This window comes from Parachlamydia sp. AcF125 (assembly GCF_018342475.1).
Taxonomy (GTDB): domain Bacteria; phylum Chlamydiota; class Chlamydiia; order Chlamydiales; family Parachlamydiaceae; genus Parachlamydia.
In genome coordinates, this window is the sequence record NZ_JAEMUD010000001.1 from 582954 (window position 1) to 594750 (window position 11797).

Below are 11797 nucleotides of genomic sequence, written 5' to 3' on the forward strand. Positions count from 1 at the left end.
TAAATTTTGTTGACAGGCTTTTTCTTATTTAGTATGCATTAAGTAAACGAAATAATTAAGTTTTTACTATGTTTATAGATGCGATAATTGTAGTTTCCGTAGTTATTTTTGCTGTATTGGCTTATTTTACCATAAGAACGCTAATCACAGTTCGAAAAGTCCTAACAAAACTAGGTTTTTTTATGGATAGCATGGAAATGCGTATGGAGAAGATAGATCCTTTGCTTCGCTCTCTTGCAAACATGGGGGAGATTTGCGAAGAAAAAACTTATCGACTACAAAAAGAATGGATGGAAAAAGAAGAGGCCATCGATTTGCAAGAAGAACCATCCGGTGATCTGGCAGCTTGGTTGCTTTTAAGCTTAACCTTAGTGAGAAAATTTTTAAAAAGGAGATGAATATGGGCTCACAAAACCATGTGAATTGCTTTTTAAAGGGAGCATTTTTGGGGGGATTAACAGGAAGTATAGCTGCCCTATTGCTTGCACCGAAGTCAGGGCGTGAGCTCCGAAATGATCTATCCGAAACTTATGAGGATATTTGCGAAAAATCTCACACGTTTGGAGATCAGTTAAGGCAAACTGGTCACAGAGTTCTTCATCCTTTTGAAGGTTATGAGGCTGAGGAAGAGGAGGAAGATAGCTCTTCAACCATGTGGATGGGGGGCGTTGTGGGGGCCGTTCTAGGGGCCACATCTGCTTTATTATTAGCTCCTCAATCCGGAGAAAGATTGCGCGAAGAATTGGGAGATAAATACGAGGAGATTCGAGAAAAAGCAGAAAAATTTATGTCTAATGTTCAGCATAAAGGGCACGATGCGATGGAGTATGCGGCGGATGAATGGAGAGAGACTTTAAATACAATCATTGAGAAACTCTCTTCTAAAAAGAAACGAGCGGGCTCTCAATTGGAAGAAATTTTTGATTGGGCAAATTTAGGCCTCCGAGTTTTGCAACAAATTCAAGGTAGGAGGAGGTAGTCGCATGGTTAATAAAAGTCACGAAGATTTTTTGTGGGGGACTTTGATCGGAACATTTTTAGGGGCTGCGACGGTTTTGTTGCTCGCGCCAGCTTCTGGGGCAAAATTGAGGGAAAAAATCAGTAACCACCTAAATCAGCTGAATGGGAAAAAATCCAAGCCTACAAGCTCGGCTTCTCCCCGCCCACGCTCAAAAGTTTTGAAACCTCCCCTCTCTCAACCTAAAAAGGCTCCTCGAAAACACCCTCGCACCCACTAGCATCAAAGGAGGAGAAGTCCTCCTTTATTTAAAAAGGATCCCCTTCATGCAACTGATAAATGAGTCTGTCATCCATTCATTCCCCGCGGAAACTTTTTTAAAAAGGTGGCCATTTCCTTGGCATAATTTTCACCAATTTCTAACGGCAGAAAGTTTCAAGCAATTATGTGAGGAATTTCCTCCTCTTGAGCTATTTAAATACCATGAAAACCTGGCAAGAGGCAAAAATCAAAGGTCACATAATCGTTATTATTTGGCTTATGAAAAGTCTAAATATGAGGAAGAAAAAGAGGGTGTCATTCACGCAGATGGGCTATCGCCGCTCTGGCAACAATTTTTGCATGAAATTGAAACAAATCTTGCATATCAAAACCTAATGAAACAAATTCTAGGGGATCAGAAATATCAGAGGCGTTATGCCTGGCATATGGGAATTTCCAGCAATGAAGTCTCTCCTCACTGCGATAATGCTTCCAAGATAGCGACGCATATCTTCTATTTTAACACTTCTGAAGAGTGGGATTTAAGTTGGGGAGGAGCGTTACTGGTGCTTGGCGATAAGCTTACCACTAAGCAAAACCCTGATTTTCATGACTTTATGACTTCAACGCCCATAACCTACCTCAACAACTATAGCTTCTTATTTAAAAATACGCCCAATGCTTGGCATGGAGTCAAGGCTTTAAAATCTCCCTCCGGAAAATACCGTCGATTATTCAACGTCATTTATGACATGGAGTAGCTAAGGAATTCCTCTCGATGAGTTTCGGCGGCTATCTTGTTACCTCATACGCCTTGAGAATGCCATTTTATTTCTAAGTTTTAACATTTAACTAACGTATTAAAAAACGATAAGCATAAAAAATGTGAGGCAACCTTGGCCTTGAAGCAAGAAAGCCTGGTTCGAATCTCTTTCTCACGGGGATGTTTTTACCTTAATTGCCTAAAAATGAATAATTTGAAATTGCCTTAGTAAGCTTTCCTCAAGCTATTTAGCTTTAAAAAGTGGAGTTTCGTTGTATTTTTTTGCTTCTATTGTGATAAGATCCAATTCTTAATCTAATCTCTTGTAAAAACAGAGAAAGATTTTGAGAATGCTTCTCAATAATAGTTAAGTATAGGAACTAACTCGATCAAGATGATTCAATTCTTTAGAGGTTTTATGAAGACAAAACTCCTGATTTCAATCCAATTGCTTTTAGCTTTGATTTTTAGCTTTGGGTGTTCACGATGCAAAGACGAGATGTGGGATGACACTAAGTCTGCTGGGCGTCATATGCAAAGAGGTTTTCGTTCGTTAGCTGGAAAGCATGGTGATTCTCGTCAAGTAAGATGCCGAGAAGAGTTTTCTGTTTATGATGAAGAATATGCTTTTTCTCCGGAAGAAGGGGATTATGTCCCTCTTCAAGACTTAACTAATGACAAATTGATTGCCATGGCAGACATCTCTCGTCATCCTAGACGTTCTCCAGGAGATCCTGGGAGCTCGATTCCCGGAATTGATGCTTTTAATGATCCAGCCACTTATCCTGAATTAGCTGGCATTTTTGAAAACGTGCATTTTCCCTACAATAGTAACTTAATTAAAGGGGAAGAAAACTTATTAGTTTTGCGAAAAGTAGCCGATTACTTAAAAAAACATGAGCGCGTCTACGTATTTATTGAAGGCCACTGTGATGAAAGGGGGGCGGAAGCGTATAATTTAGCTCTTGGAGCTCGCAGAAGTAATGCCGTGCGTGAATTGTTGATTAAAGAAGGGGTTAATCCTGAAAACTTGTTTACCATTTCCTATGGCAAAGAGCGGCCTTTATTCCTGGACCACAATGAGGAAGCGTGGGGCCAAAATCGGCGTGCAGAATTTAAAATTTACCAGCGTTGAGGTAGGGAATGCCGAGGCGATCTAAAGGTTTAAGAAGGGAAGTGATTCCCTTTTTTTTGTTGTTAATCTGTATGTTTCAGCTCGAAGCAGCTCCTTCTCAACGATCCGCAAATCATCGCCTATTGTTTGAGCAAGAGCTAAAATCCTCCTTAGATATCCTACAGCATGAATTTAATAATCATGAAAAGGAAATTGTGATTTTGGAACAAAAGTGTGAAAATTTGCAGGAAACTATTCACGCTTTAAGCAACCAAATATCCGATCATCAGAATAAGCAGAAAGAATTTATCAGGACAAATGCAAGCAGCCAAGAAGGGCGTTTATGCGAGCTTGAATCTCTTACGAAAAAAATGATGCAAGACCTAAAAAGCTTGCAAACGCATTTGAATGAATCTAACCATGCCATTTCAAAGCTCGATCAAAAGCTGACTCAGTTGGCTCATTCCTCTGAGCTTCAACGTAAAAATATGGAGAACATGCAGACAGCCTTGGCAGCTCTGATGGATTTTCTCCAGCCTCAGCAGCAAGTTGCACAAGAGCTGAAGTTATACGAAGTGAAAGAAGGAGATAGCTTAGGTAAAATTGCGCAATTGCATAAGACTTCTGTTAAAGTCTTGAAAGAGCTCAACGGGTTAACCCAAGACCGTATCCGCAAAGGACAAAAACTTAAACTCCCTTAACTGTATGTCTCTAAACAGCGAAAAGACGTCTAACGACTATCCTATTGGGATGTTTGATTCAGGAATTGGGGGCTTGACGGTGATGCGAGCCGTATTAGAGCTTCTTCCCCATGAATCGGTTTTGTATTTGGGAGATACCGCTCATTTTCCCTATGGAGACAATGGGGCGGAAGCAATTGTTCAATACTCTTTAGCAAATGCCCAGTTTTTAATTGAGCAAGAAATAAAACTTCTTGTCATTGCCTGCAATACAGCTTCAGCCTTTGCTTTTGCTCATTTGCAAAATCATTATGCGGTTCCAATTGTCGATGTGATTTCTCCGAGCGTAGAAAAAGCGGTTGAGCAAACTCGAGGTGGCTCTATCGCCGTATTGGGAACAAAAGGCACGATTCGCTCCGGTATCTACCCACAGAAAATCGTGGATTTGATGCCCGAAGCCGAAGTGATTTCCCTGGCATGTCCTCTTCTTGCGCCGTTAGTAGAAGAACAGTGGGTCGAGCATCCTGCTACACGTTTAATTGTCCAAGAATATCTACGCCCTTTAAAAAAGAGGGGCATAGATACGCTTATTCTCGGCTGTACCCATTATCCCCTACTTAAAAGTGTGATAGAGGAAGAAATGGAAGGAAAAGTTAAAATTATAGACTCTGCTTCCGCTTGCGCTTGGAAAGTTAGGGAAAAATTAAGCCAGTTGGAACTATCTTCGAGCCAAAAATCTCCCCACTATCATTACTATGTTTCAGGCGATCCTTCCAGATTTCAACAGGCTGGTGAGCAATTTTTGAAAAAGCCCCTTGAGCATGTATGGGGGCTTCAAACAGCTCAAGCTGTCGTTTCATTTATTTGAAATAGCAATTGGCGATTATCCACTAAAAATTCTACATAACCATAATCAGGAAGAGTATTTTTCTCTTGGTTTGCCCAAACCAAGGGATTCTCTGCAAACCTTTCTGTTAAAGAAACATTTGCGGGATTAGGGACTTCTAGTGTATCTGTAAAAGTTTTTTCTAGAAAAACTCTTTCGAGATTTGGGGTTGCCCGGGCAAAGTTCAGAAAGGGGATCTTCTCTCCTTTGGTGATTTTCCAGGTTTGATAAGCGAGAGCTAACATTTTTAGATAATCATTTAAAAATTGTTTTTCCTCTGGGGCCAATGTGCCAATGGCACGTCGCATCGCTTGTATGTTTTCTGTGTCTGTTTTTTCTGGGGAGTAGATTTCTGGAAGATTTAATGCGCGAAATTTTGCCATGGGTGCTTTAGGCGCCATGACTGTTCTCTTAATCAGATTGGCCGCATCATTCCACGTCTTTGGAAGATTTGGGCTCCCTTTATTTTCTATAAATTCTCTAACCATCTGGTTGACTGTATTTTGACTGCCAGACTCTCGAAATAAACCTTCGGGTATGCCGGAGGCTTGATTGTTGTCTATTGTATCTTGCAACCGTTTGTTCATCTGTTTAATCAGGTGATGATAAGCCTCAATCCTTGAAGGGAGCAGCTTTGGCGGATTTGCCGTTTCTGCATCCGTAGTTTTTTTCGTTTTAAAAAGTTGATTCTTTTTTGCCTTAACGTAGGAAATTAAACTGCGCAAGAATCGCGCAACACTGAAATTCTTTTTCTTAGCTTCTTGCGCTTCAGGAGAAGCCCCCATTTTTTTTGAAATCGCTTCTGAAGAAGCGATTTTTTGAGAAAAGGGTACATGTAAACCATTTTCTTGCCATTTTGGCGCTTCCTTTAGGCTGGCATTCTTTTGTCCAGTTTGACTTTTCTTCGATTTGTTTGGAAAAAGGTTGGCAAGAAATCTTAAAACTTTACTTAAATGACTTTGAGCCGCTTGGTTTTTTTCTTTAAGGTTGCTGCTATCGCTATTCGCAGGTGGAGAAGTAGCAGGGATAGAGGGACCAGATGAAGGTTTGTCTCCTAAAACTTTAGCAGCAGCTTTCCCCACCTTTTGTTCAACTTGGTTTGCTTCTGACTTGGGAAGAGCGTTAGAGGGAGAAGTTTGTGTGTCTTTAACTGAATTAATTAAAGGGGCATGGGGATCGAGATTATTCATAGAATAAAACCTATTAAGATGTTTATTATCTAATAGATATTATAATATTTAGTAAGTTTATTTTAAAGTTATATTTATTATATTTGAAAGGATGAAAAGAAACTAAAGGACTTAAGATTAAGTCCTTTAATTAAGAAAGAAATCTTACTGTTCTTCTTGAGCTAAGGTGTAACCTGGAGACCCGTCAAATGAGCAAAGGTGTTCGGTTTTCACAAAATCAATCTCTGCATCCGCAAATTTTTGTAAAAGACGGGCAATTTGATGATGGGAAAGAGACGATCCTTTTTGAGCTGCTATGTATCGGCAGCGCCAGCTATCTGAACACGCGGTTTCTGGCATTTTAGTCGGCCAAACTCCTGCCCCTCTATTACTAATTAACGACAACTTAAAATCGGGATCTTGGATTTTAACAAGCTTTTTCTCTAGCTCCTCTATTTTTTGGCAGGAGTCTACAAAGATGTCAATGCCGTGAGTGGTTTTGTGGAGGCGCGTTTGCTTTGGTTCGTGCTTTTGGACCGGAAGAGGGTTAAATGCTGTGTAGCTCACTTTTTTAAGAAGTTCGGGTTTTTCTCCTAGTCTTTGCGCCACGGCTTCTGCAAATTCCTTAGTTCCGACCAGTTGCTTGCTAACATTGTCGGCAAAGATGTCATAAGTATGAACCCCTTGCTCAAGTGTAGCAAGCCAAGCGTTATGCACTAAAGTTGCTACGTCTGGTAAGCCCACATGCACAAGCATCAAAATGGCCCCCATTAACAAACCGGAGGGATTTGCCATGTTTTTGCCAGCGCGCCGAGGGGCAGAACCGTGGATGGCTTCAAACATAGCGGCATGCTCGCCAATATTTGCAGACCCAGCTAAGCCAACAGAGCCGGCGATTTGCGCAGCCACATCCGATAAAATATCCCCGTATAAATTGGGCATTACAATTACATCAAATGCTTCAGGCGTATCAGCCAACTTTGCCGAGCCAATGTCGATAATCCAATGTTCATTCTCAAGAGAAGGGTACTCTTGGGCAATTTCTTCAAAAATCTTATGAAACAGTCCATCTGTCAGCTTTAAGATATTATCTTTAGTAAAACAGGAGACTTTTTTTCTTTTGTTAGCCAAAGCATATTCAAAAGCATAGCGAATGATTTTTTCACAACCGGGGCGCGTGGTGATTTTTAGAGCCTGATAAGTATCCGATGTTTGTCTATACTCAATTCCCGTATAAAGATCCTCTTCGTTTTCACGCACGATCACCACGTCCATATGAGGATGTTTTGTTTGAACAAAGGGGAAATAAGAGACACAAGGGCGAACGTTTGCATAAAGCCCAAGAGTAGTGCGAACCGTAACATTTAAGCTTTTGAATCCGCCCCCTTGGGGAGTTGTAATAGGGGCTTTTAAAAAAGCTTTTGTGTTGCGGATGATATCCCAGGTGTCGGGGCTGATGCCTGTTTTTTCCCCTTTTTGATAAACCTTTTCTCCTATTTCTACTTTTGTAATCTCTAAAGGTGCTCTAGCGGCCGAAAGAATGTGCAAAACAGCTTGCATAATTTCAGGTCCAATTCCATCGCCTTCAGCGATTGTAATCGGAATGCGTTTTTGTCCCATTTTCACTCCTATTTAAACCTATTTGCAGCAATCAACTTTTACGAGAAAAACAAACTTGACTTGAGCCTAATACTTTTTTCATTTAATATCCAAGGTCTACTTGATAAAGAAAAATCCACCCTCCTAAAAATTTTTTGATTAAAGCACTTGTTGTCAATTTGGCAATTTCATTTCTAAGGAACCTTATGTTGGAAGATCTTTTTGTAAAGGCAAACACGCATATTGATTATTTTTTTGAACATTTAGATATTCAAAAGGCAGAGAAAGTTCTCGACATATGCAGAACTTGCAAAGGAATGTTGTTTTTTACTGGGGTAGGAAAAAGTGGATATGTCGCTCAAAAGATTGCCGCTACGATCACTTCTACCGGAACTCGAGCCCTTTTTCTTTCTCCTACCGATGCTTTGCACGGAGATATTGGCATTGTCAATACGGACGATGTTTTTTTAATTTTTAGCAAAAGTGGGGATACAGACGAATTATTAAATTTAATCCCTTGTTTGCGCAACAAGGAAGCGAAGATTATTGGGATTATTTCCAATCCTAAAAGCCGCCTGGCAAAAGTTTGCGATCTCTTTATTGAATTGCCCCTTCAAAAAGAATTATGTCCCTTTGATTTAGTCCCCACCACCTCTACGACTATTCAAATGATTTTTGGAGATGTTTTAACGGTAGGTTTGATGAAGCATAAAAAGTTTAGTAAAGATGAGTATGGAATAAACCATCCTGCAGGCACCATTGGAAAACGTGTGAATGTAAAAGTGATGGATCTCATGCTGACTGGTTCGGCAATTCCTGTTTGCCATCCTGAAAACAAATTAGTAGATATCCTGGTCGACTTATCCAATAAAAAATGTGGATGCGTGGTGGTGGTAGATGAGCAATTTGCCTTGAAAGGAATTTTTACAGATGGGGATTTACGACGGGCTCTTCAAAAAAATGGAGTTCAAGTATTGGAGACACCTATTTGGCAAATCATGACTAAAACCCCCAGAATGATCTCTCCTCATGTTTTAGCCCTAGAGGCTATGCGTCAAATGGAAGCTGATCAAACACACCCCATCACAGTCCTTCCTGTGGTGGACGACCATCATAAGGTCGTTGGGCTGATTAAAATGCACGATATTGTGCAATCAGGAATTTAACTCCTTTTTTATTTCCTTGCTTGGCTTAAAAACAGGAGGGACTGCTTGAATAAAAAAGGGCGCTAACGTAAAATTTTATCCTTAATAATATAGGAGAATTTTTTCTTAAAATTCTCAACTACAATGGGAAGAAATATGTTCGGAATCCTCAAAAAAATTTTCGGCACCGCACAAGATCGTCTTGTGAGGAAATACTTTAAAAGTGTGACATTAGTTAACGAGTGGGATGCAAAATTCACTTCGCTTAGCGATGAAGCTTTACGCGCTAAGACAAATGAATTTAAGCAACGGCTTACTAATGGGGAAACTTTAGAACAACTTCTTCCAGAAGCTTATGCGGTAGTTAAAAGTGCTTGCAGACGCCTTTGTGGGACGGAAGTGCACGTCTCAGGTTATAATCAAAAATGGGATATGGTTCCTTACGATGTACAAATTGTAGGCGCAATTGCCCTTCATCATGGTTGTATTGCAGAGATGATGACAGGAGAGGGTAAAACTCTGACGGCTTCAATGCCTCTTTATCTAAATGCCTTAACAGGAGAACCTGTACACTTAGTGACTGTTAACGATTATTTGGCTAAACGAGACTGTGAATGGATTGGAACGATTTTCCGTTGGTTAGGTTTAACAACTGCTTCCATCACTAACGACACCTCACCCGAAGAGCGTAAAAAACTCTATGAAGCTGATATTGTGTATGGCACAGCGTCTGAGTTTGGTTTTGACTATTTGCGCGATAACTCTATGGCCACACGCAAAGAAGAGCAAGTGCAGCGCGGCCATTATTTTGCAATTATCGACGAAGTGGATTCTATTTTAATTGATGAAGCACGCACCCCCTTAATTATTTCTGGCCCTGTGCCCGTTAGTCGTCAAATGTATGATGAATTAAAAACGGGAGCAGCCGACTTAGTCAGAATGCAAAGAGATTTATGCAATCGCTTAGCCAGCGAAGCGCGTAAAACTTTAGAAGGCTTAACGGAGGCGGAAGGAAAAATCCGTGCTAAACGGGATAAAAAAGAGGAAGAGAACTATCAAGAAGCCCTTAGAAAGCTATGGTTAGTAAGTAAAGGAACCCCTCACAACAAACTTTTAAAACGGGCGAAAGAGGATCCTGACCTACGCGCCGCCATTGATAAGTGGGACCTTTATTATTACGGGGATACAAATAAAGAAGAAAAGGCGCATGCGCTTTCAGAACTTTTCATGGTTGTAGATGAAAAAAGCAGTGAATACGAATTAACTGACAAAGGGATTGCAGCTTGGCAGCATGGGGCAAAAGAAGGTTCTGCAGAGGATTTTGTCATGCTAGATATTAGCCATGAATATTTGCTGATTGACGAAGATCCTCATCTAGATGCTGATACCAAAATGGAGCGCAAGCTAGCTATCCAAGAAGAAGATGCAAAGCGAAAAGAAAGGGCCCATAATCTTCGCCAGCTTTTACGGGCGCACCTTTTAATGGAACGGGATGTAGATTATATCGTGCAAGATGGAAAAATTGTCATTATTGACGAGCACACCGGACGCCCTCAGCCTGGAAGGCGTTTTTCAGATGGGCTACATCAAGCCATTGAGGCTAAAGAGTCGGTGTCTATTCAAAAAGAAACGCAAACTTATGCAACTGTAACTTTGCAAAACTTTTTTAGAATGTATAAAAAGCTGGCGGGAATGACAGGAACGGCTATCACCGAAGCGGGAGAATTCAAACAAATTTATAAATTGGAAGTTTTGGAAATTCCTACCCACCGCAAATGTATTCGCAAAGATTTCAACGATGAAATTTACATGACAGAGCGGGAGAAATACAACGCAATTTTGAAAGAAGTGCGGGAAGTGCATGAGCAAGGGCGCCCCATTTTAATTGGGACAGAATCAGTGGAAGTCTCCGAAAAACTTTCCAGAATTTTTAAACAGAATAAGCTGCCCCATACTGTTTTGAACGCGAAGCAACACGATAAAGAAGCGGAAATCATCGCACATGCGGGAACCCAAGGTGCTATCACAATTGCCACTAATATGGCCGGCCGTGGAACTGATATTAAGTTAGCTTCTGGGGTGGCAGAGTTAGGAGGCTTATATGTGATGGGCACGACGAGGCACCAATCGCGCCGCATTGATAGACAGCTGCGGGGACGTTGCGCACGTCAGGGAGACCCGGGAACTTCAAAATTTTATGTGTCTTTTGAAGATGCTTTATTGCGGCTCTTTGCATCCCCCCGCTTAACGGGAATTTTACAAAAATTTAGACCTCCTGAAGGTGAGCCCATTTCAGCGTCTATTTTGAATAAGTCCATTGAAACCGCTCAAAAGCGGGTTGAGCAACGCAATTATACCGTCCGAAAGCATACGTTAGAATATGACGATGTGATGAATAAACAACGTCAAGAGGTTTATTCCTTTAGAAATGAAATCATCCATACAGAGCATCCTGAAGCTGTGGCTGTGGATGTCTTACGCACTGTTTGCCAGACTGCCGCCGATAAATATTTTAAAAATCGATCCGAAGAAGGTGCATGGGATCCTGAGGGCTATCGTCAATGGTTGATCCAACATTTCCCTGTGAGTTTTGAAGAAGGGTATTTTGATGATGATCATCTAGAAATTGAAGAGTTAGAAAAAATGGCTGCTGAGAAAGTGATCGCCGCTTTTGAGGAGAAATTGAAACGGGAAAATCAGAAAGTAGCGCCAGATAATGTTTCTCTGGGCTCTGTGGGACCAGCTCATGAGGCTATTCGCAACCTGATGATTCGCAAAAATGATCGGTTATGGCAAGAGCATTTGCTGACGATGGATCATTTGCGTTCGGAAGTGGGACTAAGAGCTGTTGGGCAACGGGATCCTTTGATGGAGTTTAAGCAAGAAGCTTTTATCAGTTTTGACGAGTTCGGTCAAAATCTGCGCAGCGAAATTGCCCACGACTTGTTCCGTTTCGAAATCATTACACGACAAGTCTCTATTCAAGATTTACTTTCCAGTTTGCAACTCGAAACCAATCGCTCTCTCTTTGCCGGTTTAGGAGCTCATCCTCCTCAAGAAGGGCTGGAAGCCCCTCTACAGCAGCCACAAGTACCCGAAATGGCTGCTCAGCCAGTTATAGCGCAAGGACCTCGGGTGGGTCGTAATGATGTCTGTCCTTGTGGAAGTGGAAAGAAGTATAAAAAGTGTTGCGGGATAAATAAGGATGTCTCTGAGAATTAA

General features: G+C 41.1%; 11 protein-coding genes. 9 read left to right on the forward strand and 2 right to left on the reverse strand.

The annotated features are described in order from the left end of the window. The first annotated feature begins 68 nt into the window (after positions 1-68). The 7 genes from PARA125_RS02370 to murI all read left to right on the forward strand — a co-directional run bounded on the left by PARA125_RS02370 (position 69) and on the right by murI (position 4644). Positions 69-398: a hypothetical protein gene (locus tag PARA125_RS02370; RefSeq protein WP_213157112.1), complete on the forward strand. Its 330-nt coding sequence runs from the start codon at positions 69-71 to the stop codon at positions 396-398. 2 nt (positions 399-400) lie between these two features. Continuing rightward, a complete protein-coding gene (locus PARA125_RS02375; protein ID WP_249274134.1) occupies positions 401-979 on the forward strand; it encodes a YtxH domain-containing protein in 579 nt (192 codons plus the stop codon). A gap of 4 nt (positions 980-983) precedes the next feature. Then, positions 984-1238, forward strand: a complete 255-nt coding sequence (locus PARA125_RS02380) for a YtxH domain-containing protein (RefSeq protein ID WP_213157114.1) — start codon at positions 984-986, stop codon at positions 1236-1238. 46 nt (positions 1239-1284) lie between these two features. Further along, complete coding sequence (locus PARA125_RS02385; RefSeq protein WP_213157115.1) at positions 1285-1980, forward strand: 2OG-Fe(II) oxygenase; 696 nt, start codon at positions 1285-1287, stop codon at positions 1978-1980. Between the two features lie 420 nt (positions 1981-2400). Continuing rightward, the gene (locus PARA125_RS02390; protein ID WP_213157116.1) at positions 2401-3117 is read left to right on the forward strand and encodes an OmpA family protein; all 717 of its coding nucleotides are present in this window, start codon (positions 2401-2403) and stop codon (positions 3115-3117) included. 8 nt (positions 3118-3125) lie between these two features. Beyond that, positions 3126-3797, forward strand: coding sequence for a LysM peptidoglycan-binding domain-containing protein (locus tag PARA125_RS02395; RefSeq protein ID WP_213157117.1), 672 nt, complete (start codon positions 3126-3128; stop codon positions 3795-3797). Between the two features lie 4 nt (positions 3798-3801). Then, positions 3802-4644, forward strand: coding sequence for a glutamate racemase (murI, locus tag PARA125_RS02400; RefSeq protein WP_213157118.1), 843 nt, complete (start codon positions 3802-3804; stop codon positions 4642-4644). On the opposite strand, the gene PARA125_RS02405 is transcribed toward murI, so the two are convergent. Further along, a complete protein-coding gene (locus PARA125_RS02405) occupies positions 4620-5852 on the reverse strand; it encodes a Rho GTPase-activating protein (RefSeq protein ID WP_213157119.1) in 1233 nt (410 codons plus the stop codon). The genes murI and PARA125_RS02405 overlap by 25 nt on opposite strands. A gap of 144 nt (positions 5853-5996) precedes the next feature. After that, positions 5997-7451, reverse strand: a complete 1455-nt coding sequence (locus PARA125_RS02410) for an NADP-dependent isocitrate dehydrogenase (RefSeq protein ID WP_213157120.1) — start codon at positions 7449-7451, stop codon at positions 5997-5999. Positions 7452-7636: 185 nt separating this feature from the next. On the opposite strand from PARA125_RS02410, the gene PARA125_RS02415 reads away from it, so the two are divergent. Next, positions 7637-8596 carry a KpsF/GutQ family sugar-phosphate isomerase gene (locus tag PARA125_RS02415; protein WP_213157121.1) on the forward strand — a complete coding sequence of 320 codons (960 nt, stop codon included), beginning with the start codon at positions 7637-7639 and terminating at the stop codon, positions 8594-8596. Between the two features lie 135 nt (positions 8597-8731). Next, positions 8732-11797, forward strand: coding sequence for a preprotein translocase subunit SecA (gene secA, locus PARA125_RS02420; protein WP_213157122.1), 3066 nt, complete (start codon positions 8732-8734; stop codon positions 11795-11797).

What these genes read in the sequence shown, in the direction of transcription:
- PARA125_RS02370 (WP_213157112.1), top strand. Translation starts at nt 69, where the DNA reads ATGTTTATAGATGCGATAATTGTAGTTTCCGTAGTTATTTTTGCTGTA.
- PARA125_RS02375 (WP_249274134.1), top strand. Translation starts at nt 401, where the DNA reads ATGGGCTCACAAAACCATGTGAATTGCTTTTTAAAGGGAGCATTTTTG.
- PARA125_RS02380 (WP_213157114.1), top strand. Translation starts at nt 984, where the DNA reads ATGGTTAATAAAAGTCACGAAGATTTTTTGTGGGGGACTTTGATCGGA.
- PARA125_RS02385 (WP_213157115.1), top strand. Translation starts at nt 1,285, where the DNA reads ATGCAACTGATAAATGAGTCTGTCATCCATTCATTCCCCGCGGAAACT.
- PARA125_RS02390 (WP_213157116.1), top strand. Translation starts at nt 2,401, where the DNA reads ATGAAGACAAAACTCCTGATTTCAATCCAATTGCTTTTAGCTTTGATT.
- PARA125_RS02395 (WP_213157117.1), top strand. Translation starts at nt 3,126, where the DNA reads ATGCCGAGGCGATCTAAAGGTTTAAGAAGGGAAGTGATTCCCTTTTTT.
- murI (WP_213157118.1), top strand. Translation starts at nt 3,802, where the DNA reads ATGTCTCTAAACAGCGAAAAGACGTCTAACGACTATCCTATTGGGATG.
- PARA125_RS02405 (WP_213157119.1), bottom strand. Translation starts at nt 5,852, where the DNA reads ATGAATAATCTCGATCCCCATGCCCCTTTAATTAATTCAGTTAAAGAC.
- PARA125_RS02410 (WP_213157120.1), bottom strand. Translation starts at nt 7,451, where the DNA reads ATGGGACAAAAACGCATTCCGATTACAATCGCTGAAGGCGATGGAATT.
- PARA125_RS02415 (WP_213157121.1), top strand. Translation starts at nt 7,637, where the DNA reads ATGTTGGAAGATCTTTTTGTAAAGGCAAACACGCATATTGATTATTTT.
- secA (WP_213157122.1), top strand. Translation starts at nt 8,732, where the DNA reads ATGTTCGGAATCCTCAAAAAAATTTTCGGCACCGCACAAGATCGTCTT.